Below are 24,549 nucleotides of genomic sequence, written 5' to 3' on the forward strand. Positions count from 1 at the left end.
AGGCGATCTGTAAAAGTACTGCAGCACGGGCCAACCCAGCACCGGCTGCCGCAGCAAGGGCTGCCCCAACACCGGTTGCCGCAACATAAGCTTGTGCAGTTTTTACAGTGCTTTCTTAATCGTTAAGCCGACCGCGCAGTAGCTTGCTAATCAGCTCAAGTGGATAACCCCGATAGCTTAGAAAGCGACCTTGTTTGGCGCGCTCCCGCATATCTTGCGGTAACTGCCCGGCATATTTGCGCTGCCAAACATCAGCAAGCTGCTCTGCCCAGTCGATACCACTGTCGGCCAACGCCTGCTCAATCTCGGCGCGAACCAAGCCACGTTGTGTCAGCTCTTCACGTATGCGTACAGGTCCGTAGCCCGAGCGGGCGCGGTAGCGGATAAAACTTTCCAGATAGCGCGCTTCAGACAACAAACCCTCTTCCGTTAATCGGTCGAGGGCTGGGTCGATCAAATCATCCGTTGCGCCGCGCTGGCGCAACTTGCGCACCAACTCAACACGCCCATGTTCCCGACGGGCCAGCAAATCCATCGCTGCTCGCCTGACGGCCACTGGGTTGTCGAGTATGGCGCTGCTCACCTATGTTTCACCGATCAGGCGTCGACTTCAGCGTCAACCAACGCTTCGGCTCCCGCTCCCGCCTTGGCAGGGCTTAATGGAACCAGCAGCTTTTCACGGATCAAGCCTTCAACGGTGCGGGCAACCTCTGGATTGTCTTCCAAGTACTTGGCCGAGTTCGCCTTGCCTTGGCCAATCTTGCTGCCTTGATAGCTGTACCAAGCGCCTGATTTTTCCAGGAAGCCGTGTAGCACACCGAGGTCGATGATTTCGCCATTACGGTAGATGCCCTTGCCGTACAGAATCTGAAACTCAGCCTGACGGAATGGCGGTGCGACTTTGTTTTTCACCACTTTCACGCGGGTTTCACTGCCGACAACTTCGTCGCCTTCTTTAACCGCGCCAGTACGGCGAATATCCAAACGTACCGAGGCATAGAACTTCAGCGCGTTACCACCGGTGGTGGTTTCAGGGCTGCCGAACATCACACCGATTTTCATACGGATCTGGTTAATGAAGATCACCAAGCAATTGGCATTCTTGATGTTACCGGTGATTTTACGCAGTGCCTGCGACATCAAACGGGCTTGCAGGCCGACGTGCATGTCGCCCATCTCGCCTTCGATTTCAGCTTTTGGCACCAGCGCTGCCACGGAGTCGACCACGATTACGTCGACTGCGTTTGAGCGCACCAACATATCGGTGATTTCCAGTGCTTGCTCACCGGTGTCAGGCTGCGAAACCAGCAGGTCATCAACGTTTACCCCGAGCTTGCCTGCGTATTCAGGATCAAGCGCGTGCTCGGCGTCAACGAATGCACAGGTAGCGCCAAGCTTTTGTGCTTCAGCAATTACCGACAGAGTCAGTGTGGTTTTACCCGAGGATTCCGGACCGTAAATTTCGACGATACGACCTTTTGGCAAGCCGCCAATACCCAGCGCAATATCCAAGCCCAAAGAGCCGGTCGAAATTGCCGGGATTGCCTGACGATCATGATCGCCCATGCGCATAACAGCGCCTTTACCAAACTGCTTTTCAATCTGGCCCAGGGCAGCAGCCAGAGCGCGCTTCTTATTCTCGTCCATTGAAGTCCTCACGTGATCAAGAGGGCCTGACGGCCGCCAACAACTGTATAAGTAGCCAGTATTATTCCATAGGCTTGCCCGCCCGCCTACCCCAGAGTTGGATTTTCTTTTTCTACGAGGCGTATCAACCCCTCTAGCGCGGCTATAACCGTTTGTCGGCGGACACTTTGTCGATCACCGGCAAACTGTTTGCGCACGCTATACACCTGCTCGGAATCGCCCCACGCCAGCCAAACGGTGCCAACAGGCTTCTCTTCAGAGCCGCCGTCCGGCCCGGCTACGCCGCTAACCGCTACGGCATAGCGCGCGCCACTTTGCGCTTGCGCTCCACGCACCATGGCCTCGACCACTTCTCGGCTCACTGCACCCAACAGCACAAACAATTCAGGCGCAACGCCGAGCTGCTTGGTTTTTTGTGCATTTGAATAGGTCACATACCCCGCCTCAAACCAAGCAGAGCTACCTGGAACGCGGGTAATCGCCTCAGCAATACCGCCACCCGTGCAGGATTCAGCCGTGCTGACTTGAGCATGCAGCTCAGTCAGCTTGCGACCTAAATGTACCGCCAAGCGGGTCAAATCAGATTGATTTACGTGCATCTTCACTCCGGGGTTAAAGCGAGCTAGGTAGATACCGTACACTAGCCTGCTATGGTCAACTCATCGAATGAAAGCGCCGAAGTGATTGATGTAACCTCTGCGCCATAACAATCTATAAACAAGGTCCGTAGCGCTTCATGAAATTCATTTCGTATGCTCAAAACTTCGAAGACGTCATGCTGTGGCGTGCTTTGAAATTTTTTGACAATGGGTTTTATATCGACGTTGGTGCAAATGACCCAACTTCTGACTCAGTAACCCGCGCTTTCTATGAACGGGGCTGGAGTGGCATCAATATCGAACCGGCTCAAGGGTTCTTCGAAGCTCTGCAGCGTGAAAGACCCAAAGACATAAACCTTCAAGTTGCTGCTGGTGAGTCAGAAGAAAGTAATACCTTCTCTGAGCTCAAAGGCACAGGGCTTTCCACCATGTCCCCCTCCTTAGCTGAAGAGCATAAAGACCTAGGCCGGGACGTTTCTGAATCTCAAGTCAAGACCCGTACGCTCACTTCCATTTGTGATGAGTTTGTCGATGGCGATATTCACTTTCTCAAAATTGATGTGGAAGGTTACGAGGAGTCTGTTCTCAAAGGGATCGATTTCTCAAAATACCGACCATGGATAATTTTGATCGAAACACCCTTTAAGCGTGATCAATCTTGGGAGCCAATATTGCTTGAGGCATCGTACAAACCAGTATTGTTCGATGGGTTGAACACTTTTTATCTCTCCCAAGAGCAAATCAGTTTAGCTGGAGCTTTCGAGATACCTCCGTGCTTCCTGGATGAATTCCAGCTTTGCTATGGACACAATTTCAGCTTCCCGGTTACCTCTGATTCTGACGAGCTTCTGGTTCAAACTGAAAGGGCCAGCAGAGCTGAAGCCGAGTTGGTCGCAATAAAAAATGGACGTGTGTGGCGCTCAGCCCAATTCTTAAAGCGACTATTTGGATAGTTGGTTATCTTTTTGCCGGAGTCCACCTACGGGCTCTGATATGGGTCACAACACTTGACCGCCCTGCTTCAGTCTTACCAAGCGTTCTATTGTCTCTTGGCCACTCACAGCACACTGCTTTACCGACAATATTCATCGCGCAGGGTTGAAGGGCCAATTGCTCAACATAAGCGAATCAGCCAGCTGATTGGCCGAACCTTCCTTCAAGTACTCCTGAGAAACCACAGGACTGCGATACAACGTCGCGCAAACATCAAACTTAGCCCCCCCCCTATCAAACAAGACATTCCTATGCATGTTGGTGCCTAACCGCACGTGGTAACCTTGCGCCTATCGCAAAACAGATGGGCCACAAGGACTTCACCATGCGCGGTCGAAGCCTATGCAAAGTGGATGGATGATGAGTCTCCCGACAGAGTAACAAAACACCTGACAGGGATATCCAAAGCTAAAGCAAAAAGCCCCGAACTTGCCCAACGCCTTCTAACGAATCCTCATAAGCTACTGATGAATAACAAAGTTTCCGATTTATCCGCTCACACCCCAATGATGCAGCAGTATTGGAAGTTGAAGAACCAGCACCCTGACCAGCTGATGTTCTATCGCATGGGCGACTTCTATGAAATTTTCTATGAAGACGCAAAAAAGGCCGCCAAACTGCTCGACATCACCTTGACTGCACGCGGTCAATCCGCCGGGCAGGCGATTCCTATGTGCGGTATTCCTTACCACGCCGCTGAAGGTTACTTGGCCAAGTTGGTCAAACTTGGTGAGTCGGTGGTTATTTGCGAGCAAGTCGGCGATCCGGCAACCAGCAAGGGCCCGGTTGATCGCCAAGTTGTGCGGATCATCACACCGGGCACGGTGAGTGACGAAGCACTGCTCGATGAGCGCCGCGACAACCTGATTGCCGCGGTACTCGGCGATGAACGCCTGTTTGGTCTAGCGGTGCTCGACATCACCAGCGGTCGCTTCAGCGTGCTGGAAATTAAAGGCTGGGAAAATCTGCTGGCAGAGCTTGAACGGCTCAACCCGGTTGAACTGCTGATCCCCGATGACTGGCCACAAGGCCTGCCCGCTGAAAAGCGTAAAGGTGTGCGTCGTCGCGCGCCGTGGGACTTTGAGCGTGACTCTGCGCATAAGAGCCTGTGCCAACAGTTTGCCACTCAAGACCTCAAAGGCTTTGGTTGCGAGTCACTGACGCTGGCGATCGGCGCTGCCGGTTGCTTGCTTGCCTATGCCAAGGAAACCCAGCGCACCGCGCTGCCACACCTGCGTAGCCTGCGTCATGAGCGCCTGGATGACACGGTGATTCTTGACGGCGCCAGCCGACGTAACCTTGAGCTGGATATAAACCTCGCCGGTGGCCGCGAAAACACCCTGCAATCGGTGGTTGATCGCTGCCAGACCGCAATGGGCAGTCGCCTGCTCAGCCGCTGGTTGAATCGTCCGCTGCGTGATCGCAGCATTCTGGTGGCACGCCAAGAGTCGATCACCTGCCTGCTTGAGCGTTACCGCTTTGAAACCTTGCAGCCACAGCTCAAGGAAATCGGTGACCTGGAACGGATTCTCGCCCGCATCGGCCTACGCAACGCCCGCCCACGCGACCTTGCACGGCTGCGCGACGCATTAGCCGCGCTACCAGAGCTGCAAAGCGCCATGGCGCTGCTGGAGTCGCCGCACCTAACTTCATTGGCGACTGTCGTCAGCACGTATCCAGAACTGGCTGAATTGCTCAGCAAAGCGATTATAGACAACCCGCCCGCAGTGATTCGCGATGGCGGCGTGCTCAAGACCGGTTACGACGCGGAGCTCGACGAACTGCAATCGCTGAGTGAAAACGCTGGCCAGTACCTGATGGACTTGGAAACGCGGGAAAAGGCTCGAACCGGCTTGGCCAATCTCAAGGTTGGCTACAACCGCGTACATGGCTACTTCATCGAGTTACCCAGCAAACAGGCAGAATCGGCCCCAGCTGATTATATTCGCCGGCAAACCCTGAAAGGTGCAGAGCGCTTCATCACTCCGGAACTGAAAGAGTTTGAAGACAAAGCACTGTCGGCCAAGAGCCGTGCACTCGCACGCGAGAAAGTGCTGTACGAAGAATTGCTCGAACACCTGATCACGCAACTCTCACCCCTGCAGGACAGCGCCTCAGCGCTTGCTGAGCTGGACGTGTTGAGCAACCTAGCCGAGCGCGCACTGAACCTGGATCTAAATTGCCCGCACTTCGTTGACGAGCCATGCATGCGCATCAACCAAGGTCGCCATCCAGTGGTTGAACAGGTTCTGACCAAGCCCTTCGTGGCCAACGACCTGAACCTTGATGATGAAACGCGCATGCTGGTAATTACCGGCCCGAATATGGGTGGTAAATCGACCTACATGCGCCAGACGGCACTGATTGTCTTGCTCGCCCACATCGGTAGTTTTGTACCGGCAGCGAGCTGCGAGCTGTCATTGGTTGACCGTATATTCACCCGTATTGGCTCCAGCGATGATCTCGCCGGTGGCCGCTCGACCTTCATGGTTGAAATGAGTGAAACCGCCAACATTCTGCACAACGCCACAGAGCAAAGCTTAGTCCTGATGGACGAAGTCGGTCGTGGCACCAGCACCTTTGACGGCCTGTCACTGGCTTGGGCAGCGGCTGAACAGCTGGCTAAACTACGCGCATACACGCTGTTTGCGACCCATTATTTTGAACTGACTGTGCTGCCGGAGAGCGAGCCACTGGTGGCCAACGTCCATCTCAACGCGACGGAGCATAATGAGCGCATCGTTTTTTTACACCACGTGCTGCCTGGCCCTGCGAGCCAGAGCTATGGTTTAGCGGTGGCACAACTGGCGGGCGTACCCAATGCAGTGATTCTGCGCGCACGTGAGCACCTGGCGCGGCTCGAAACCACAAGTTTGCCGCACGACCTGCCTCGTACGGAGCCAGGAAAAGCGGCTACGCCACAACAAAGCGATATGTTTGCGAACCTTGCGCATCCGTTGCTAGAAGAATTGTCTAAGATCAATCCTGATGATTTGACTCCACGCCACGCGCTAGAACTGTTATATGCATGGAAAACTCGAGTCTAACGCCCACGCCAACAAGCTGTTAGAATCCTGCGCGCTCGGAACAGCTATGTGCTAATGCCTGGCACTGAAGTGCGCTTTTTCGAGCCGAGAGACTGTTTATGAGGGCAGTCTCGCGCCGTAGCCTGAGGAGAGAATTAGAATGACCTTCGTCGTCACCGACAATTGCATCAAGTGCAAGTACACCGACTGTGTGGAAGTCTGTCCGGTGGACTGCTTCTACGAAGGCCCGAACTTCCTGGTCATTCACCCGGACGAGTGCATTGACTGCGCTCTGTGTGAACCAGAGTGCCCCGCGCAAGCCATCTTCTCTGAAGATGAGGTGCCTGAGGACATGCAGGAATATATCGAGCTGAATGCTGATCTGGCTGAGGTATGGCCAAATATCACCGAGAAGAAAGAAGCTCTCGCTGATGCTGAAGAGTGGGACGGTGTAAAAGACAAGCTTGAGCACCTGGAGCGCTAACACTGCCTCTGCACCCAATAAAACCCGCCTAGTGCGGGTTTTTTATTGGCTTGGGAATGCCCCAGAAAACTCAAGTGCAAGTGTTCAAGCAAAAAATCCAGGCAAAAAAAAGGGGCGGTTTAACCCGCCCACTTTTGTCCCTATTCCCTATATTTCCTACTCATCATCCTGATGAAATCGCATCCCGCGATTGTCCTAGCCGCTGTCCCTAACAACCTGTGTTTGTCCCTAAACACGCTTTAATCATAAGGGATTATCCGAGCATCGCAAGTGACTGATACCTTATAAAAAAACCTAAAGACTCTGATAAAAATAAAATACCTTTTAAATTCAACTAATTAAAAAACGACCTACTCACAGAAGTCTACAACTCCTAGGCACACTGACTACAACAACCTACACGCTCGTCAGCTTTCTCCTACAAGGAGCCAGCAAAAAAAACCGGCGTTAGCCGGTTTTTTTTAAACCTATCAGGTTTTACTGAAACAACGAATCACTCGACAAGCCATTTTTTTCGAGAATTTCCCGTAAGCGCTTGAGCGCCTCAACCTGTATCTGTCTAACACGCTCACGGGTGAGGCCGATCTCCTGGCCTACTTCCTCAAGCGTGCAATTCTCATGACCACGCAGACCAAAACGCCGAACCACAACCTCACGTTGTTTATCGGTCAGCTCGCATAGCCACTGGTCAATACTCTGTGACAAATCGTCATCCTGCAGCAGCTCACAGGGATCTGTCGGACGCTCATCAGTCAGGGTATCTAGCAGGGTTTTGTCGGAGTCGGCACCCAATGATACGTCAACCGAGGACACCCGCTCATTAAGACCGAGCATGCGTTTGACCTCGCCGACGGGTTTATCAAGCAGGTTAGCAATTTCTTCAGCAGAGGGTTCGTGATCGAGCTTTTGAGTCAGCTCGCGAGCAGCACGTAGATAAACGTTAAGCTCTTTAACCACATGAATAGGAAGTCGAATAGTGCGCGTCTGATTCATGATTGCACGTTCGATGGTCTGACGAATCCACCAAGTGGCGTACGTCGAGAAGCGGAAACCACGCTCGGGGTCGAATTTTTCGACGGCGCGGATCAAGCCAAGGTTGCCTTCTTCAATTAGGTCGAGCAATGAGAGACCGCGATTTACATAGCGTCTAGCGATTTTAACAACCAGTCGCAGGTTGCTTTCAATCATACGCTTGCGGCCAGCCGGATCACCTTTTTGCGCCAGTCGGGCAAAAAAGACTTCTTCCTCCGGGCTGAGTAGCGGAGAGAAACCAATTTCATTCAGATATAGCTGCGTAGCATCTAATGCCCGCGTGTAATCGATGTACTTATGTTGCTTGGGTGCAGCTGTTTTCGCTTTGGCCTTGGGTCGCTTGGCCGGCGTTTCTACATCTCCCATGTCCCCCAAGACGACAGCTGGCTCTATTAAGAGCACATCGTCGTCTACGTCAAACTCGGGCACTAGTTTTTTTTTGAGAGCCATTTCTATTATCCCTTGCTGAGTTCGACAGCAAGCTCTGGCGTTACCCTCTCCATGGCGACACCTGAGCCCGTCCCTCCTACACTGGGGAAACAGGCAGACAACAAATCATTGGCGTGGCAAAAATTGCAAAGGATCTACAGGCTTGCCCTGACGGCGAATTTCAAAATGTAGCTTCACCCGGTCAGTGCCCGTTGAACCCATTTCAGCAATTGCTTGCCCTGCTTTGACCTTTTGCCCCTCTTTCACCAAGAGCCTGCGGTTGTGTCCGTAGGCACTTACGTAGGTACTGCTATGTTTGATGATCACTAGTTCGCCGTAGCCCCGCAAACCACTTCCAGCGTATACAACTGTGCCATCAGATGCAGCTAAAACAGGCTGGCCCAAATCTCCGGCGATATCAATGCCTTTATTCAAACTACCGTTTGAGGAAAATCGTCCAATAACCATACCTTTGGTAGGCCACATCCAACCTGAAGATGTGCCAGCAACCGACTGCACCGACTTGGCGGCAACAGGGGCTTTATTGGCCGCTGGCTTAGCCTTGCTAACCGGTTTGCTCTGGCTAACAGTACGGGTAGACGAGCTACTCGTGCTTGGCTTGTAAACCACCACGGACGAGGGCTTCTTGCCATCGAAACGAATGGGCTGGCCGACTCTCAACAAATAAGGCGCAGGGATGCCGTTACGTGCAGCCAGCTCTTTCCAGTCCCAGCCAAAGCGAAACGCAATCGAATAAAGGGTGTCACCACGCCGAACCAGGTACTGACCACTGCTGACATGCGGCTGCTTTGAGGTAATAGGTACAGGCCGACCGTTGCGATCTAAAACCTGAACGCCACCGGCAGGCGAACTTGAGCAGCCAGACAAAACCAACGACAGAACTAAACCACTCAACAAGCATCGAGTGTTGCTATTGCGAATGCACGCTTGAATGGCGTCGAAACTCACCGGTCTCTCCCTTACTGGCTATTAGCGCCTGACACTATTGTGCAGGATTTATTGATTATGGTCAGAGCTTAACTGCTGGCGTCCTGCAAACCACTCCAAACCTAAAACTAAAACAACCCCCAACAAAGCTAACAGCATTGCCCACAACACTTGAGGATCTTGCCCACTGATTTCAGCAAAGCGTGCAGGCAGAAGATTAGCCTGTAGTAAAGGAACCTGTTGCCCGTGACGATCAGTAAACCAGGTCAGCGTCTCCTTCCAGGGCCAGATCTTATTAAGTGAGCCGAGCATTAAGCCGGTCAAGAATGCTAACGAGAGGTCACGGTAGCAGCGTAGCAGCCAGCGAAGAACGCCTGCAAAACTAACGATACCCACCAAGCAGCCTGAGGCAAACAAAGCCAGAACGGTGATATCCAGAGCCTTTACCGAGCCCAGGATGAAATTGTACATGCCCAGCAACAACAGAATGAAGCTGCCTGAAATGCCGGGCAGAATCATTGCGCAAATGGCAATTGCACCGGCAAAGAAGATGCTCAACGAATCGGTATTAAGATGCACCGGTGAAGCGACAGTGATCCAGTAAGCAAATGCAGCGCCCATCGCAAAACTGATAATACGCGTCCAGTTCCAACGACTGATCTCGCGCGACACCATATACGCCGAAACCAAAACCAAGCCAAAAAAGAACGACCACACTGGTATTGGGTGCTGTTCAAGTAGATAAGTAATCAATCGAGCAAGACTGGCAATACTGGTAAGAATGCCCGCAAACAGCACCAGCAGAAACGTCGCATTGGCAGTCACCCAAGCTTCGGCAAAACGCCCACGTACGGCCAGCAAGGCAGCACGAGGCAGGCTTGAGATAGACTTTAGTAATTCGTCGTAGATACCGCTGATAAATGCAATTGTGCCACCTGACACGCCCGGCACAACGTCCGCTGCGCCCATGGCTATACCTTTGGCGTAGAGCAAAAAATACTTTTTCATATACCCGTCAGAGCTAGTGTTAAGCCAGTGGCCCATTGAGCAATGGTACGAAACGCACCGCGTCGAGAATATGCCGCGAGTAACCCTGCTCATCGCGAATGATCAACATCAACTGTTGAACATCGCCCGCGCCAACCGGTATCACCAGTCGCCCACCTGGCGCTAGCTGATCCAGCAATGCCTGTGGCACCTCAGAAGCTGCAGCGGTGACAATGATGCCGTTGTATGGCGCCAGCGCTGGCCAGCCTTCCCAGCCATCCCCCCAACGAAAGACAACATTGCGCAGGTTCAGTTCGACTAAACGTTCTTTAGCACGGTCTTGCAGACCCTGTATGCGCTCTACGCTGAACACCCGTTCAACCAGCTGCGAGAGTATGGCGGTCTGATAGCCTGAACCAGTGCCGATCTCCAGCACTTTATCCAGCGGCCCAGCTTCAAGCAGCAACTCGCTCATGCGCGCAACCATATAGGGTTGCGAGATGGTCTGGTTGTGGCCAATGGGCAAAGAAGTGTCTTCATATGCACGATGAGAAAATGCCTCATCGACAAACAAATGCCGTGGCGTACGGCGGATAACTTCCAAGACCTTAGCGTTGGACAGGCCTTCTTCATAGAGGCGTTGGATAAGTCGCTCACGGGTGCGCTGTGAGGTCATGCCTATGCCCCGGCGATTCATTTCGTCTTGTTCGCGATTCATTAAACTAAGCTCTCCAGCCATGGTTGCAAGCTGTTAAAGCCATCCTGAAAAGTACGATCTAATTGTAATGGGGTGATCGATACATAGCCCTGCATCACCGCATGGAAATCGGTGCCCTGGCCGCCATCTTCAGCATCGCCAGCCACTGCAATCCAGTAACCGACTTTACCCCGCGGATTAGTCACCTTGATCGGCGCCGCAGCGCGGGCGCGATGCCCCAAGCGCGTCACCTGAATACCGCGGATATGCTCCAAGGGTAAATTAGGGATGTTCACATTAAGCACGGTACGCGGTGGTAAATCGAGTTGCTCATGCGCCTCGACCAGCTTGCGGGCAAAGTAGGCAGCCGTCGGTAGATTATCGGTCTGGTGTGACAGCAAGGAGAAAGCAAACGCCGGACGCGATAAAAAACGGCCTTCAAGCGCCGCAGCGACAGTACCGGAATACAGCACATCATCACCCAGGTTAGCGCCCAGATTAATCCCGGAAACGACCAAGTCAGCCACCTCGGGAAGTAGCCCATTAAGGCCCAAGTGCACGCAATCAGTCGGCGTGCCATTAACGCTGATATAACCGTTGTCCAGCGTGCACGGATGCAACGGACGGTCGAGCGTCAGCGAACTGCTGGCGCCGCTTTTGTCCTGATCCGGTGCAATCACTGTGCAGTCGGCATAATCAGCTAACGCAGCGTGTAGCGCGGCAATGCCCGGCGCCATCACTCCGTCATCGTTTGAAATTAGAATACGCATGGGTTGTCCGTATGCCCCGTCGGCAACAGATCGACAAGCTCGCGAACCAATACGGTTGCGAAGCATCCAGCCGGCAGGACGAATTCCAGTTGCAGAATGTCAGACTCGGGATAATGCCACGTAAGGCCCGCAATGGGGAGGCGTAGAATACGACGTTCGTGCGCCATGTCCGCTTCTGCCAACCACTCGGCCAAATCTTTCTCGGTTTCACCAACGCGCTGTTCGAGAGTCTGCACCGCGCCTGAACTTGGCGGCTCACCCAAGCCCCAAAGCGGGCCCGTTGGATGCACATCAAGAATCGCCAGTCGCGGATCGGAGCATTCAGCCTCACCTGCCATGAAAAAACTACGGCTATCGGTAAACGCTAACAAATCGCCAACCTGGGCTTTGTTCCAGGTGCCATCGGCCACGCGCGCAGCTAGAGCTTGATTAAACAGGTAACTGCGGGCCGCAGATAGCAACCGTGAGCGAAGATTACGCTGCACAGGACGATCTTTTCGCTCGGCAAACTGGCGCGCATCAAATACATTACCGCCATCAAAACCGAAGCGCTGCAGGCCAAAATAATTGGGAATGCCCTGCTCGCGGATAACCTGCAACCGCGCATCAAGTGCGTCCCGGTCGGCGCTCAATTGGGTGAGGCGCAAAGTGAAGCCATTCGCTGCATGGGCGCCGCGTTGCAATTTACGCTGGTGACGCACTTGCTTGAGGATGCACAGATCGGTGCCCTCTGCGGCACTTAGGTCTGGGTTGGCCTTGCCGGGCAGGTGAAGACTGAACCATTGACGCGTCAAAGCCTGACGATCTTTAAGCCCGGCGTAACTGATCAACTTGAGCTGCACACCGGCGGCCTTGGCAATGCGTCTTGCGGCCTCTTCGGTATTTAAGCCACGTTTCTCCACCCACAACCATAAATGCTCGCCATCCCCTGCCAAGGGAATATCGAGCACTTCATCAACCTGGAAGTCTTCAGCGCTGGCTTTAAGCAGCGCAGTGCCGCACGCATCGCCATAGGCCTTGGGACCTAATAGTTCGAACTCATTCATGGGCGAACCAGCAGGGCCACAGCATGTACGGCAATACCTTCTTCTCGACCCGTGAAACCCAGCTTCTCGGTCGTTGTGGCTTTAACATTGACCTGGTCAAGCTCGATCTGCAAATCCGCAGCAATCAGCGTACGCATCGCTTCGATATGCGGCGCCATCTTCGGTGCCTGGGCGACAATAGTGGTGTCGACATTGCCGACCTGCCAACCTTTGGCGGCGATCAAATCGTACACATGTCGTAACAAAACCCGACTGTCGGCACCTTTAAACTTCGGGTCAGTGTCCGGGAAATGCTTGCCAATATCACCCAACGCCAAGGCTCCGAGCAACGCATCGGCCAAAGCATGCAACAGTACATCGCCATCAGAATGGGCAACGAGCCCGTAATGGTGAGGAATTTGAATACCGCCGAGGGTAATAAAATCGCCCTCGCCAAAGCGGTGCACATCGTAGCCGTGGCCAATACGCATGGTGCTACTCATATAAAAAATCAGGCCCAGTAAATATCAGGGCCTGATTCTACAACGCTATGCGTTCAAGCTGGGCATCGTTGTGCTTTGCAGAACGCTGAAAACCATACAAAGATCTGCTCAGACCGGCTCGGACAACGCCGCCGCGTGATGACGCAGATGGTCATCAATGAAACTGGCGATAAAGTAGTAGCTGTGGTCATAGCCCGGCTGCAGACGCAACGTCAGCGGATGCCCAGCCGCTTGCGCCGCGGCCTGCAATGCTTGCGGCTTTAACTGATTAAGCAGGAAGTCATCGCGGTCGCCTTGATCTATCAGCATCGGCAAACGCTCAGTTGCAGCCGCCAACAGCGCGCAAGCATCCCACTCACGCCAGCGCGAGCGCTCTTCCCCCAAATAACGGCTGAAGGCTTTCTCGCCCCACGGGCAGTTCATCGGATTACTGATCGGCGCGAATGCTGACAAAGACTGATACCGCCCGGGGTTACGCAGCGCACAGACCAATGCGCCATGACCGCCCATGGAGTGACCACTGATACCGCGCTTATCGGTCACCGGGAAATTGGCCTCAATCAACTCGGGCAGTTCTTGCACCACATAATCATGCATGCGGTAGTGACGCGCCCAAGGCTCCTGGGTTGCATTCAGGTAAAAGCCTGCTCCCAGACCAAAATCCCAAGCACCCTCCTGATCATCCGGCACACCCTCGCCACGCGGGCTGGTATCCGGGGCAACGATGATCAAGCCCAATTCAGCAGCGAGCTTGTGCGCCCCCGCCTTCTGCATGAAGTTTTCATCGGTACAGGTCAGTCCCGACAACCAATATAACACCGGCAGTTTTGCCCCCTGCTCAGCCTGTGGTGGCAAGTAAACAGCAAAGGTCATATCGCAATTGAGCGTACTCGCGCGGTGACGGTAGCGCTTATGCCAACCGCCACTGCTTTTCTGGCACGAAATATTTTCAAGGCTCATCAATCCACTCCTAAACAATCGACCAAACAGCAGCCAGCGCAGGCCTTATTGGTGGCATGCGCCTGAGTTCAGCGACTGCTCAAAAATTAATGACTGTGCGGATGCTCTTACCTTCGTGCATGAGCTTGAAGGCTTCGTTGATGTCTTCAAGCGGCATGTTGTGAGTGATGAATGTATCCAGTGGGATTTCGCCCTTTTGCGCTTTTTCAACATAGCCCGGCAACTCGGTACGACCTTTAACCCCGCCGAATGCTGAACCACGCCAGACTCGCCCGGTGACCAGTTGGAATGGACGCGTGGATATTTCTTGCCCGGCGCCCGCCACACCAATGATTATCGATTCGCCCCAACCTTTATGAGCGCACTCAAGCGCGGCACGCATAAGCTGGACATTACCCACACACTCAAACGAGTAATCAACGCCGCCATCAGTCATTTCGACGATGACTTCTTGAATTGGCTTGGCAAAGTCTTTCGGGTTAACGAAGTCAGTAGCGCCCAATTCGCGGGCGATATCGAATTTGCTTGGGTTGATGTCGATGGCAATGATGCGCGAGGCCTTAGCCATCTTCGCCCCAATAATCGCTGCCAACCCAATACCGCCAAGCCCGAAGATGGCAACCGTTGCCCCCTCCTCGACTTTCGCAGTGTTAAGCACGGCGCCAATGCCGGTGGTAACCCCGCAACCAAGCAGGCAAACCTTCTCCAGCGGCGCTTCTTTAGGGATTTTGGCCAGCGAAACTTCAGGCAAAACGGTGTACTCAGAGAACGTCGAGCAGCCCATATAGTGATAAACCGGCTCGCCATTGTAGGAGAAGCGCGAGGTGCCATCCGGCATTAAGCCCTTGCCTTGCGTTGCACGTACCGAACTGCACAGATTGGTCTTACCCGAAGTGCAAAACTTACAGGTGCGGCACTCGGCGGTGTACAGCGGGATGACGTGATCGCCAACTTCCAGCGAGGTCACACCCTCGCCAACCGCCTCAACCACACCACCACCTTCATGACCCAAAATGCACGGAAACACACCTTCCGAGTCCTCACCGGAAAGGGTGTAAGCATCGGTGTGGCAAACGCCAGAGGCGACAATGCGCACCAACACTTCACCGGCCTTTGGCGGCGCAACATCAACCTCAACAATTTGCAGCGGTTGGTTGGGAGCAAAAGCAACGGCGGCACGAGACTTGATCATGGAAGGCTCTCCAGCAGATTGATGTAGAAAAATTCAGTGCATGCAGTGTAGATCAATGCTTATTCTGGAATAATCCATCTCTTGGAAAAACATTATTGCCATATAGGGATAATCAAATTTTTCGGTAGAATCATCCACACCCAAACTTCCACCCATCTCCACACAATGAGCGCAGCCATGAACAGCTGGGAAGGCATCGATGAGTTTGTCGCAGTTGCCGAGTGCGGACAATTTACCGCAGCGGCTAATCGGCTTGGCCTCTCGTCCTCACAGATCAGCCGTCAAGTTGCGCGGCTGGAGGAGCGCCTGCAAACCCGGTTGTTCTATCGCAGCACGCGCAAGGTTGCACTGACCGAAGCTGGGCAAACCTTTCTGCAACATTGCCAGCGCTTGCAAGATGCCCGAGAAGAAGCACTGCGCGTGGTTGGCGACCTTAATAGCGAGCCAAAAGGCTTGCTGCGCATGACCTGCGCAGTGGCTTATGGCGAACGCTTTATTGTGCCACTGGTAACCGAGTTCATGGTTCGTCACCCGCAACTGCGGGTTGATATTGAGCTAAGCAATCGCCCACTGGACCTGGTCAATGAAGGCCTGGACATGGCGATTCGTTTGGGCAGTCTGCAAGATTCAAGCTTGGTTGCCGCCAAACTGGCGCCGCGCAAAATGTACCTGTGTGCGGCACCCGACTACCTAAAGCATTACGGTCGCCCGCACAGCCTGTCGGAGCTCGAACGACATAACTGTCTGATTGGCAGTTCCGATACCTGGAGCTTCAAAATCAACCAACAAGAAACGTCGCAACGGGTGCAAGGCAATTGGCGCTGCAACAGCGGCCAAGCCGTTCTCGATGCAGCGCTACGCGGCTTAGGTCTGTGCCAACTGCCGGATTACTACGTGTTGGCACACTTGCGCAGTGGTGCACTGATATCGCTGCTCGACAATCATCAGCCACCCAACACTGCTGTTTGGGCGCTCTATCCGCAACAACGACACCTTTCGCCGAAGGTCCGGCAATTGGTCGATTTCCTCAAAGCCGGACTGGCCAAACGCCATGAATATTCGCAGTGACAGAATGTCACAGATTGTCTGGGAACCGCTTTAAGTCCAGCATCGTCGTATCTTTAAGGCGCTTATCCTAGCCTTGAACAACGAGAGGAAACGGTCATGCAAGTTCTGGTCAACAGTGACAAACATATTGAAGCCTCACTCGACTTAGTTACCAACGTGCGCAGCCGCGTCGAACACAAGATCAGACGGTTTGAGGATCATCTGACTCGCATCGAAGCGCATCTCAGTGATGAGAATGCGCATAAAAGCGGCACCCAGGATAAGCGCTGCCAGATAGAGGCAAGGATGAAAGGCCGCGACCCCATTTCGGTCACGCATAACGCCGAATCGCTGCATCAGGCGATAGACGGGGCTATCGACAAACTCAGTACGGTTCTTGACCGCAACGTGCGTAAAAGCCGCGTCGCCTAACCAGCTGTGCGCAGCAGGGTGGACGGTGCTTTGCCGCCCACCTTTGCAGACTCAGACCCTGTGCATTAATGGCTCGACCTTGGCGGACAAGGTTGGTGTTATCCGCCCTACTGGCGGTCACGCCATAGGCGTGCGAGATTATTCAGATCTTCTTGGCGGGTGACTTTGATGTTGTCAGCGCGGCCTTCAATCAGCCGCGGCGACTGCCCGGCCCACTCAATGGCCGAGGCCTCATCGGTAATCACCACTTCCGACACCAGCGCTTCAGCCATCGCCCGGTGCAAAAAACCCAAGCGAAACATTTGCGGGGTGTAGGCCTGCCAAATCACCGAACGATCAACGGTCTCTTTGACTCGCCCGTCAGCACTGGCGCGCTTCAAGGTGTCTCGCGCGGGCACAGCAAGCAGACCACCTACAGCATCATGAGCAAGCTCTGCCAGCAACAGATCAAGATCTTCGCGAGCCAGATTGGGCCGTGCGGCATCATGCACCAACACCCAGTCATGCTCGTCCGCGTCTAGCTCCACCAAACGCAACAAGGCATTGAGCACCGACTCGGCACGCTCATCACCACCCGCAGCCACTTCGATCCGCGGGTCACTGGCACAAGGCAATTGCGGCCAAAACGGGTCATCTTCAGCAAGGCTTATGACCAAGCCTTTAAGCCGCGGATGCTCAAGAAAACACGCGAGGCTGTGCTCAAGAATGGTTTTACCGGCCAGCGGCAAATATTGCTTGGGACGGTCGGCACGCATACGACTGCCAATACCGGCAGCCGGAATGATTGCCCAGAAAGCAGGAAGTTTTTGCAAGGTCATGGCAGGGTCTTCACAGGGTTATTCAGCAAGCTGATAAAGAGTCTCGCCGTCTTTGACCATGCCCAGCTCGTGACGTGCCCGCTCCTCGACAGTTTCCATGCCTTTTTTCAGTTCGCGCACTTCCGCCTCAAGCACTCGATTGCGCTCATTAAGACGTTCGTTTTCACCCTGCTGATTGGCGATCTGATTCTTCAGATCAGTCACCTGCGCCAAACTTCCATCGCCCACCCACAAGCGATACTGCAGGCCAGCCAGCAATAAAATCAGAATAGGGAACAGCCAATAAGGACTACGCATAACAACCAGTGAATCCGTCCGAAAAAAAGGGCGACTTACGCCGCCCTCTTTTAACATGCTTAGGCTTAGCCGCGGAACTCCGCGATGCCAAGATACGCGGCTTTCCCGCCCAACTGCTCTTCGATACGCAGCAATTGGTTGTACTTGGCCACGCGATCAGAACGGCTCAGCGAGCCAGTTTTGATCTGACCGGCCGAAGTTCCCACAGCCAAGTCGGCAATGGTTGAGTCTTCGGTCTCGCCGCTACGGTGCGAAATGACTGCGGTGTAACCAGCGGCTTTAGCCATCTGGATGGCTTCGAGGGTTTCAGTCAGCGAGCCGATCTGGTTGAACTTGATCAGAATCGAGTTGCCGATGCCCTTGTCGATGCCTTCTTTGAGAATCTTGGTATTGGTTACGAACAAGTCGTCGCCAACCAGCTGAACTTTGCTGCCGATCTTGTCGGTCAGAAGTTTCCAGCCAGCCCAGTCAGACTCATCCATGCCGTCTTCGATCGAGATGATCGGATAACGCTCGGACAAACCAGCCAGGTAATCGGCAAAGCCTGCAGCGTCGAAGACTTTACCTTCGCCAGCCAGGTCATATTTGCCGTCTTTGTAGAATTCGCTCGACGCGCAGTCCAGTGCCAGGGTGACGTCATCACCCAAGGTGTAACCGGCATTGGCAACGGCTTCGGCAATAGCTGTCAACGCATCTTCGTTGGACGCCAGATCAGGTGCAAAACCACCTTCATCACCGACCGAAGTGCTCAGGCCACGGGCCTTGAGAACAGCTTTGAGGTGGTGAAAGATTTCAGCGCCCATGCGCAGCGCGTCGGCGAAGCTCTTCGCGCCAACAGGCTGAACCATGAACTCTTGAATATCAACGTTGTTGTCCGCGTGCTCACCACCGTTGATGATGTTCATCATCGGCACCGGCATCGAATACACACCTGGCGTACCGTTGAGGTCGGCAATGTGCGCGTAAAGAGGAACACCTTTAGCCTGAGCAGCGGCTTTAGCAGCAGCCAGCGATACTGCCAAAATAGCATTGGCGCCCAGCGAGGCTTTGTTCTCGGTTGCATCCAGAGCAATCATGGCGCGGTCGAGGGCTTGCTGATCGAGCGCATCTTTACCCAGCAACAGATCGCGGATTGGGCCGTTGATGTTGGCGACTGCCTTCAATACACCCTTGCCCAAGTAACGGCTCTTGTCGCCATCACGCAGTTCCAGCGCTTCGCGAGAACCGGTTGAAGCACCCGATGGCGCACAAGCGCTACCGACGATACCGCCTTCAAGGATCACATCGGCCTCTACAGTGGGATTACCACGTGAATCCAGAACCTCACGGCCTTTGATGTCGACAATCTTTGCCATTGCGTTAAGCACTCCAAAAATTAACTAACGTGAATCTCTAAAAACTATTGCGTAACCGCTATGCAGGTAACAACGCAGTTAGAAACTCTCTAGAAAGCACAGCGGGTTTGGTTTTGCTCAGCAAATCGATACGAATTAAGCTGATGCAATTTAGCTGACCGATCGGTCAGCTTATGCCCAAATTGCACTTTACCGGATAAGCGCCTTTTTAGGCAGTCTCAATCGGCGGAAAACTTTTTACCAAGTCATCAAGTTGCTTGAGCTGAGTCAGGAACGGCTCCAACTTGTCCAGACGCAAAGCACAAGGGCCATCGCACTTGGCATTGTCGGGATCGGGATGCGCCTCAAGAAACAGCCCAGCCAGGCCTTGGCTCATGCCTGCTTTAGCGAGGTCCGTCACTTGCGCACGACGACCACCGGCAGAATCCGCACGACCGCCCGGCATCTGCAAGGCGTGGGTCACGTCGAAGAATACCGGGTATTCGAACTGCTTCATGATGCCGAAGCCGAGCATATCCACCACCAGGTTGTTGTAACCGAAGGAGGAACCACGCTCGCACAGGATCAGTTTGTCATTACCGGCTTCAACACACTTGGCCAGAATATGCTGCATTTCTTGCGGGGCAAGAAATTGAGCCTTCTTGATGTTGATGATTGCACCGGTCTTGGCCATGGCCACAACCAGATCAGTCTGGCGCGACAAAAATGCTGGCAGCTGAATGATGTCGCAGACATCGGCAACGGGTTGTGCCTGATGCGGCTCGTGCACGTCAGTAATAACCGGTACGCCGAAAGTCTTTTTGATCTCCTCAAAGACCTTCATGCCCTCTTCCAGGCCGGGGCCACGGAAAGACGTCACAGAAGAGCGGTTGGCCTTATCAAAGCTGGCTTTGAACACGTAGGGAATACCGAGCTTTTCGGTAACCCGCACGTACTCTTCACATGCCTTCATAGCCAGATCGCGAGATTCAATAACATTGATCCCGCCGAACAATACAAATGGCTTGTCGTTAGCGACTTCGATATTGCCTACCTGAACAATTTTCTGTGTCATGCATTAAGCCTTTTTGCTTTTATGAGCCAGCGCAGCATTAACAAAACCACTGAACAATGGGTGGCCATCGCGCGGGGTCGAAGTAAATTCAGGGTGGAACTGGCAAGCCACAAACCATGGGTGATCAGGCGCTTCAACCACTTCAACCAAGGCGCCATCGCCGGAACGACCGGTGACTTTCAAGCCAGCTTCCGTCAACTGCGGCAACAGGTTGTTGTTGACTTCATAACGATGACGGTGACGTTCAACAATCACGTCCTTGCCGTAGCAGTCATACACGCCAGAACCGCTTAACAGCTGGCAGTCCTGAGCGCCAAGACGCATGGTGCCGCCCAGATCAGAGGTTTCGGTGCGCTGCTCGGTTGCACCGGTAGCGTCTTGCCACTCAGTGATCAAACCAACCACCGGGTGGGTGCTTGCAGAGTCAAACTCGGTGGAGTTAGCGTCTTTCCAGCCCAGCACATTACGTGCGAACTCGATAACCGCAACCTGCATGCCCAGGCAGATACCCAGATAAGGAATTTTGTTCTCACGGGCATAACGCACCGCTTCGATCTTGCCTTCAACGCCGCGCAGGCCAAAGCCGCCCGGCACCAAAATAGCGTCAACGCCTTCAAGCACCGAGGTGCCTTTGGTTTCAATCTCTTCAGAGTCGATATAACGCAGGTTAACTTTGGTACGGTTCTGGATACCGGCATGGCTCATCGCTTCGATCAGCGACTTATAGGCATCCAGCAGCTCCATGTACTTACCGACCATGGCAATATTGACTTCTTTTTCCGGGTTGAGCTTGGCATCAACCACGCGGTCCCACTCGGAAAGATCAGCACCACCGCAATCCAGACCAAAACGCTCGACGACAAAATCATCAAGGCCTTGAGCGTGCAGCACCGAAGGAATCTTGTAGATGGTGTCGACGTCTTCCAGCGAAATCACAGCGCGTTCTTCAACGTTGGTGAACAACGCGATCTTGCGCCGGGAAGACACATCGATCGGATGATCAGAACGGCAAACCAGTACGTCAGGCTGCAAACCAATCGAGCGCAGCTCTTTAACCGAGTGCTGGGTTGGCTTGGTTTTGGTTTCACCGGCCGTGGCAATGTAAGGCACCAGCGTCAGGTGCATGAGCATGGCGCGCTTGGCACCCACTTCAACACGTAACTGGCGGATTGCCTCAAGGAACGGCTGCGATTCGATATCGCCAACCGTGCCGCCGATTTCAACCATGGCCACATCAGCGTCACCAGCACCCTTGATGATGCGGCGCTTGATTTCGTCAGTGATGTGCGGGATCACCTGAATGGTGGCACCGAGATAATCACCACGGCGCTCACGACGCAGTACGTCTTCGTAGACGCGACCGGTGGTGAAGTTGTTGTTCTGGGTCATGGTCGTGCGGATAAACCGCTCGTAGTGGCCCAGATCCAGGTCAGTTTCGGCGCCGTCGTGAGTGACAAACACTTCACCGTGCTGGAACGGGCTCATGGTGCCCGGGTCAACGTTGATGTATGGATCCAGCTTAAGCATCGTGACCTTCAGGCCCCGCGCCTCCAGGATAGCCGCCAGTGAAGCCGAGGCAATGCCCTTCCCCAAAGAAGAAACAACACCACCCGTGACGAAAATGTAGCGCGTCATGAAAAATCCTAGAAATCAGCGTTTAAGCGGTCTGCGCCGCCGGGGAAAGCGAAGGAAATGTAAAGCAACCAGTTACTAAATCGCAGTAACCAGAACACATTCACCGACTCGTTTTGCCACTGGCAAACGGAATCAGCAAAAGCGCTATTAAGACGGGAGCGTAGTCTACTCGAAAGCCCTTTTCAGCTCAAACCCAGATCGCTCGTCGGCAAATCCCAAACGAAACGCCACTCGGCACCTTGAACTGCGCAGAGTTGCGGCGTATTTGCCACGGCCACCAACTGTCCATCAGCAATTAACAGCGGCAATCGGCCGCGAATAAATCCAGCGACGCTCTGTTCGTTGAGTAAGCGTTTGAGATCACGACGCCCGCGCCCCGGCAGATTCATGATCTCACCGCCTTGACGGTAGACCACTGACCAGTCGCCAGCTGGCAGTTGCCCTTCGATGCGCACACAGCCATTACCAGGCAGCGTTAATGGCATCCCCGAAACAACTCGCGCACTGACCGGCGCAGGTTGCTGCAGCCACTCACCGCTGAGCCACCATAACCGTTCATCGGCTCGATGAACTTCACCGGCAGCCAAGCGCCATATCGGAGCCGCATCAACTGCAGCGTCACGTAGGCTGCACCAACCCGCCCAGTGCTCGGTATCTGGCATCGGCGTCAATTCTCGCAGCCAGTAGCGCAAGGCATTGCGCTGACGTGCCTGACTAAGCTCGCGCAAGGGTGCCAACCCCAAACTGGGTAGATTGAGCCACGCACAGCTTGCTGAACCTTGCGCGGCGGCGAGATCTTGTACGGCCAGCTCATCAAGCATTTCTGCGGCTTCACGCAAATGCTCAGTGGCTCTGCTGAGACGACTGGCCGCCTGTGGCCAGCGCTGACTCAGCATCGGCATAATCTGCCTGCGCAAAAAATTACGCGAATACTGCTCATCGATATTCGACGGATCTTCAATCCAGCGCAACTGATGCTTGATCGCGTAATCGCGCAACTCGGCCTGCGAACAGTTGAGCAACGGTCGCAGCAAGCTGCCCCGGCCCAGCTGACGGCTCACCGGCATACCTGCCAGCCCTCGCACACCCGCGCCACGTAGCAGCCTGAATAGCAGCGTCTCGGCTTGGTCATCTGCATGCTGCGCAACCAGCAACAACTCACCAGTGGCGAGCTCAGCTGCAAACGCAGCGTAGCGAGCATCACGGGCGGCTTGTTCCAGGCTTGCGCTTTGGGCAACGCTCACCCGCACCACTTTAAGCGGCAGCGCCAGCTCATTGCAGACCTGCTGACAATGCTCAGGCCAAGCGTCGCCGACCGGCTGTAAACCGTGATGAATATGCACAGCGAAGAGCGGCGGAATGATCTCGCGTTGCGCAAGACTCGCCAAAATATGCAGCAGAACAGTGGAATCAAGACCACCAGAGAAAGCGACTTTCCAAGCCGTTGACTGACGCCAAGGGGCTAAATTTTCCTGCACCTTGGCAATCAAGCTCATGTCGCGCACCTGATTATTGCAACACGGGCCTGGGACGGCCCGTGCAACTAACTTATGCGATACCGTAGCTCATCAGACGCTCATAACGACGCGCCAACAGCTCTTCAGTATTGAGTTTCTTCAACTCTTTGAGCTGAGCCCCCAGCATCTGACGCACTGACTCAGCGGCGGCCGCTGGATCACGATGAGCGCCGCCCAAAGGCTCGCCAATCACTTGGTCAACAATGCCCAGGCCTTTCAGGCGCTCAGCGGTAATACCCATCGCTTCGGCAGCGTCTGGAGCTTTCTCTGCGGTTTTCCACAGAATCGAAGCACAGCCTTCTGGCGAAATTACCGAGTACGTTGAGTACTGCAGCATGTTCAATTGGTCGCAAACACCAATCGCCAATGCACCACCGGAGCCACCTTCACCAATTACCGTGGCGATGATTGGTGTTTTCAGGCGCGACATAACCCGCAGATTCCACGCAATCGCCTCGCTCTGGCCGCGCTCTTCAGCATCGATGCCCGGATAGGCACCCGGCGTGTCGATGAAAGTCACGATTGGCATCTTGAAGCGCTCAGCCATTTCCATCAGACGGCAGGCTTTACGATAACCTTCTGGACGCGGCATGCCGAAGTTGCGACGCACCTTTTCGCGGACTTCACGGCCCTTCTGATGACCAATAACCATGACCGGCTCACCGTCCAGACGGGCAACACCGCCAACCAGAGCCGCATCATCAGAGAAATGACGATCACCGTGCAATTCGTCGAACTCAGTGAATACATGCTGAAGGTAATCAAGCGTGTAGGGACGACGGGGATGACGCGCAAGTTGCGCGACTTGCCAGCTAGTCAGGTTGCCGAAAATGGTTTCGGTGAGGGTGCTGCTTTTGTCTTGCAGGCGAGCAATCTCGTCATTGATGTTCAACGAGTTGTCGTTACCAACCAGTCGAAGCTCTTCAATCTTGGCTTGCAGGTCGGCGATCGGCTGTTCGAAATCGAGAAAATTCGGGTTCATAGTCATCCGTCTTGCGTCGACGGCCAAGTGGCCGGGAGCTGTATCCGTTTGCGCCATACATTAATGGATCAGGCGCATTAAGGTCGACACCTGAGTGTGTGCACTGCATCGTCATTTTAA

Annotated in this window: 24 protein-coding genes; 5 read left to right on the forward strand and 19 right to left on the reverse strand. The window is 54.0% G+C overall.

Going from position 1 to position 24,549, the window contains the following annotated elements; genetic code table 11:
* Window positions 1-115 precede the first annotated feature (115 nt).
* From recX to B9K09_RS15840, 3 genes are all read right to left on the reverse strand, one after another.
* Entirely contained in the window at window positions 116-583 is a 468-nt protein-coding gene (gene recX / locus B9K09_RS15830) for a recombination regulator RecX (protein WP_256574054.1), read from the reverse strand.
* Between the two features lie 14 nt (window positions 584-597).
* Complete coding sequence (recA, locus tag B9K09_RS15835) at window positions 598-1,647, reverse strand: recombinase RecA (RefSeq protein ID WP_087517723.1); 1,050 nt, start codon at window positions 1,645-1,647, stop codon at window positions 598-600.
* Window positions 1,648-1,733: 86 nt separating this feature from the next.
* Window positions 1,734-2,246, reverse strand: a complete 513-nt coding sequence (locus B9K09_RS15840; RefSeq protein ID WP_177408673.1) for a CinA family protein — start codon at window positions 2,244-2,246, stop codon at window positions 1,734-1,736.
* 137 nt (window positions 2,247-2,383) lie between these two features.
* Between B9K09_RS15840 and B9K09_RS15845 the strand changes: the two genes are divergently transcribed.
* From B9K09_RS15845 to fdxA, 3 genes are all read left to right on the forward strand, one after another.
* Entirely contained in the window at window positions 2,384-3,199 is an 816-nt protein-coding gene (locus B9K09_RS15845) for an FkbM family methyltransferase (protein ID WP_087517724.1), read from the forward strand.
* A gap of 507 nt (window positions 3,200-3,706) precedes the next feature.
* Window positions 3,707-6,286, forward strand: a complete 2,580-nt coding sequence (gene mutS / locus B9K09_RS15850) for a DNA mismatch repair protein MutS (protein WP_087519129.1) — start codon at window positions 3,707-3,709, stop codon at window positions 6,284-6,286.
* Window positions 6,287-6,425: 139 nt separating this feature from the next.
* Entirely contained in the window at window positions 6,426-6,749 is a 324-nt protein-coding gene (gene fdxA / locus B9K09_RS15855) for a ferredoxin FdxA (protein ID WP_010486824.1), read from the forward strand.
* Between the two features lie 477 nt (window positions 6,750-7,226).
* Here the strand turns inward: fdxA and rpoS are convergent, their stop codons facing one another.
* The 9 genes from rpoS to B9K09_RS15900 all read right to left on the reverse strand — a co-directional run bounded on the left by rpoS (window position 7,227) and on the right by B9K09_RS15900 (window position 15,292).
* Window positions 7,227-8,231 (reverse strand): RNA polymerase sigma factor RpoS, encoded by a 1,005-nt coding sequence (rpoS, locus tag B9K09_RS15860; protein WP_087517725.1) that lies wholly within the window; start codon window positions 8,229-8,231, stop codon window positions 7,227-7,229.
* A 105-nt stretch (window positions 8,232-8,336) separates the two neighbouring features.
* Window positions 8,337-9,179, reverse strand: a complete 843-nt coding sequence (locus B9K09_RS15865) for a peptidoglycan DD-metalloendopeptidase family protein (protein ID WP_087517726.1) — start codon at window positions 9,177-9,179, stop codon at window positions 8,337-8,339.
* Between the two features lie 48 nt (window positions 9,180-9,227).
* Entirely contained in the window at window positions 9,228-10,166 is a 939-nt protein-coding gene (locus B9K09_RS15870) for a DUF368 domain-containing protein (protein WP_087517727.1), read from the reverse strand.
* A gap of 19 nt (window positions 10,167-10,185) precedes the next feature.
* Window positions 10,186-10,821, reverse strand: coding sequence for a protein-L-isoaspartate(D-aspartate) O-methyltransferase (locus B9K09_RS15875; RefSeq protein ID WP_177408731.1), 636 nt, complete (start codon window positions 10,819-10,821; stop codon window positions 10,186-10,188).
* A 41-nt stretch (window positions 10,822-10,862) separates the two neighbouring features.
* Window positions 10,863-11,612, reverse strand: coding sequence for a 5'/3'-nucleotidase SurE (surE, locus tag B9K09_RS15880; RefSeq protein WP_087517729.1), 750 nt, complete (start codon window positions 11,610-11,612; stop codon window positions 10,863-10,865).
* A complete protein-coding gene (gene truD, locus B9K09_RS15885) occupies window positions 11,600-12,658 on the reverse strand; it encodes a tRNA pseudouridine(13) synthase TruD (protein ID WP_087517730.1) in 1,059 nt (352 codons plus the stop codon). The genes surE and truD overlap by 13 nt, the downstream gene beginning before the upstream one ends.
* On the reverse strand, window positions 12,655-13,128 hold the full coding sequence (gene ispF, locus B9K09_RS15890; protein WP_087517731.1) for a 2-C-methyl-D-erythritol 2,4-cyclodiphosphate synthase: 474 nt from the start codon (window positions 13,126-13,128) through the stop codon (window positions 12,655-12,657). The genes truD and ispF overlap by 4 nt, the downstream gene beginning before the upstream one ends.
* Before the next feature lie 120 nt (window positions 13,129-13,248).
* Complete coding sequence (gene fghA, locus B9K09_RS15895) at window positions 13,249-14,100, reverse strand: S-formylglutathione hydrolase (RefSeq protein WP_087517732.1); 852 nt, start codon at window positions 14,098-14,100, stop codon at window positions 13,249-13,251.
* 79 nt (window positions 14,101-14,179) lie between these two features.
* A complete protein-coding gene (locus tag B9K09_RS15900) occupies window positions 14,180-15,292 on the reverse strand; it encodes an S-(hydroxymethyl)glutathione dehydrogenase/class III alcohol dehydrogenase (protein WP_087517733.1) in 1,113 nt (370 codons plus the stop codon).
* Window positions 15,293-15,469: 177 nt separating this feature from the next.
* On the opposite strand from B9K09_RS15900, the gene B9K09_RS15905 reads away from it, so the two are divergent.
* Entirely contained in the window at window positions 15,470-16,360 is an 891-nt protein-coding gene (locus tag B9K09_RS15905) for a LysR substrate-binding domain-containing protein (protein WP_087517734.1), read from the forward strand.
* Window positions 16,361-16,456: 96 nt separating this feature from the next.
* Complete coding sequence (locus B9K09_RS15910) at window positions 16,457-16,771, forward strand: HPF/RaiA family ribosome-associated protein (RefSeq protein WP_087517735.1); 315 nt, start codon at window positions 16,457-16,459, stop codon at window positions 16,769-16,771.
* A 107-nt stretch (window positions 16,772-16,878) separates the two neighbouring features.
* Here B9K09_RS15910 and ispD read toward each other — a convergent pair whose 3' ends face one another.
* From ispD to accA, 7 genes are all read right to left on the reverse strand, one after another.
* The gene (gene ispD, locus B9K09_RS15915) at window positions 16,879-17,589 is read right to left on the reverse strand and encodes a 2-C-methyl-D-erythritol 4-phosphate cytidylyltransferase (protein ID WP_087517736.1); all 711 of its coding nucleotides are present in this window, start codon (window positions 17,587-17,589) and stop codon (window positions 16,879-16,881) included.
* An 18-nt stretch (window positions 17,590-17,607) separates the two neighbouring features.
* Window positions 17,608-17,886: a cell division protein FtsB gene (gene ftsB, locus B9K09_RS15920; protein WP_087517737.1), complete on the reverse strand. Its 279-nt coding sequence runs from the start codon at window positions 17,884-17,886 to the stop codon at window positions 17,608-17,610.
* A gap of 65 nt (window positions 17,887-17,951) precedes the next feature.
* Window positions 17,952-19,241 carry a phosphopyruvate hydratase gene (gene eno, locus B9K09_RS15925; protein WP_087517738.1) on the reverse strand — a complete coding sequence of 430 codons (1,290 nt, stop codon included), beginning with the start codon at window positions 19,239-19,241 and terminating at the stop codon, window positions 17,952-17,954.
* A gap of 208 nt (window positions 19,242-19,449) precedes the next feature.
* Entirely contained in the window at window positions 19,450-20,295 is an 846-nt protein-coding gene (gene kdsA, locus B9K09_RS15930; protein WP_087517739.1) for a 3-deoxy-8-phosphooctulonate synthase, read from the reverse strand.
* A gap of 3 nt (window positions 20,296-20,298) precedes the next feature.
* The gene (locus B9K09_RS15935; protein WP_087517740.1) at window positions 20,299-21,930 is read right to left on the reverse strand and encodes a CTP synthase; all 1,632 of its coding nucleotides are present in this window, start codon (window positions 21,928-21,930) and stop codon (window positions 20,299-20,301) included.
* Between the two features lie 182 nt (window positions 21,931-22,112).
* Window positions 22,113-23,426 carry a tRNA lysidine(34) synthetase TilS gene (gene tilS / locus B9K09_RS15940; protein ID WP_087517741.1) on the reverse strand — a complete coding sequence of 438 codons (1,314 nt, stop codon included), beginning with the start codon at window positions 23,424-23,426 and terminating at the stop codon, window positions 22,113-22,115.
* A 52-nt stretch (window positions 23,427-23,478) separates the two neighbouring features.
* Window positions 23,479-24,429, reverse strand: a complete 951-nt coding sequence (accA, locus tag B9K09_RS15945) for an acetyl-CoA carboxylase carboxyl transferase subunit alpha (protein ID WP_087517742.1) — start codon at window positions 24,427-24,429, stop codon at window positions 23,479-23,481.
* Window positions 24,430-24,549 lie beyond the last annotated feature (120 nt).

The sequence above is a fragment of the Pseudomonas sp. M30-35 genome, assembly GCF_002163625.1.
GTDB lineage: Bacteria > Pseudomonadota > Gammaproteobacteria > Pseudomonadales > Pseudomonadaceae > Aquipseudomonas.

Excerpts from the sequence above, each read along its gene's own strand:
- recA (WP_087517723.1), bottom strand. The coding sequence starts at position 1,647 with ATGGACGAGAATAAGAAGCGCGCTCTGGCTGCTGCCCTGGGCCAGATT.
- B9K09_RS15840 (WP_177408673.1), bottom strand. The coding sequence starts at position 2,246 with ATGCACGTAAATCAATCTGATTTGACCCGCTTGGCGGTACATTTAGGT.
- B9K09_RS15845 (WP_087517724.1), top strand. The coding sequence starts at position 2,384 with ATGAAATTCATTTCGTATGCTCAAAACTTCGAAGACGTCATGCTGTGG.
- mutS (WP_087519129.1), top strand. The coding sequence starts at position 3,707 with ATGAATAACAAAGTTTCCGATTTATCCGCTCACACCCCAATGATGCAG.
- fdxA (WP_010486824.1), top strand. The coding sequence starts at position 6,426 with ATGACCTTCGTCGTCACCGACAATTGCATCAAGTGCAAGTACACCGAC.
- rpoS (WP_087517725.1), bottom strand. The coding sequence starts at position 8,231 with ATGGCTCTCAAAAAAAAACTAGTGCCCGAGTTTGACGTAGACGACGAT.
- B9K09_RS15870 (WP_087517727.1), bottom strand. The coding sequence starts at position 10,166 with ATGAAAAAGTATTTTTTGCTCTACGCCAAAGGTATAGCCATGGGCGCA.
- B9K09_RS15875 (WP_177408731.1), bottom strand. The coding sequence starts at position 10,821 with ATGACCTCACAGCGCACCCGTGAGCGACTTATCCAACGCCTCTATGAA.
- surE (WP_087517729.1), bottom strand. The coding sequence starts at position 11,612 with ATGCGTATTCTAATTTCAAACGATGACGGAGTGATGGCGCCGGGCATT.
- truD (WP_087517730.1), bottom strand. The coding sequence starts at position 12,658 with ATGAATGAGTTCGAACTATTAGGTCCCAAGGCCTATGGCGATGCGTGC.
- ispF (WP_087517731.1), bottom strand. The coding sequence starts at position 13,128 with ATGCGTATTGGCCACGGCTACGATGTGCACCGCTTTGGCGAGGGCGAT.
- fghA (WP_087517732.1), bottom strand. The coding sequence starts at position 14,100 with ATGAGCCTTGAAAATATTTCGTGCCAGAAAAGCAGTGGCGGTTGGCAT.
- B9K09_RS15900 (WP_087517733.1), bottom strand. The coding sequence starts at position 15,292 with ATGATCAAGTCTCGTGCCGCCGTTGCTTTTGCTCCCAACCAACCGCTG.
- B9K09_RS15905 (WP_087517734.1), top strand. The coding sequence starts at position 15,470 with ATGAACAGCTGGGAAGGCATCGATGAGTTTGTCGCAGTTGCCGAGTGC.
- B9K09_RS15910 (WP_087517735.1), top strand. The coding sequence starts at position 16,457 with ATGCAAGTTCTGGTCAACAGTGACAAACATATTGAAGCCTCACTCGAC.
- ispD (WP_087517736.1), bottom strand. The coding sequence starts at position 17,589 with ATGACCTTGCAAAAACTTCCTGCTTTCTGGGCAATCATTCCGGCTGCC.
- ftsB (WP_087517737.1), bottom strand. The coding sequence starts at position 17,886 with ATGCGTAGTCCTTATTGGCTGTTCCCTATTCTGATTTTATTGCTGGCT.
- eno (WP_087517738.1), bottom strand. The coding sequence starts at position 19,241 with ATGGCAAAGATTGTCGACATCAAAGGCCGTGAGGTTCTGGATTCACGT.
- kdsA (WP_087517739.1), bottom strand. The coding sequence starts at position 20,295 with ATGACACAGAAAATTGTTCAGGTAGGCAATATCGAAGTCGCTAACGAC.
- B9K09_RS15935 (WP_087517740.1), bottom strand. The coding sequence starts at position 21,930 with ATGACGCGCTACATTTTCGTCACGGGTGGTGTTGTTTCTTCTTTGGGG.
- tilS (WP_087517741.1), bottom strand. The coding sequence starts at position 23,426 with ATGAGCTTGATTGCCAAGGTGCAGGAAAATTTAGCCCCTTGGCGTCAG.
- accA (WP_087517742.1), bottom strand. The coding sequence starts at position 24,429 with ATGAACCCGAATTTTCTCGATTTCGAACAGCCGATCGCCGACCTGCAA.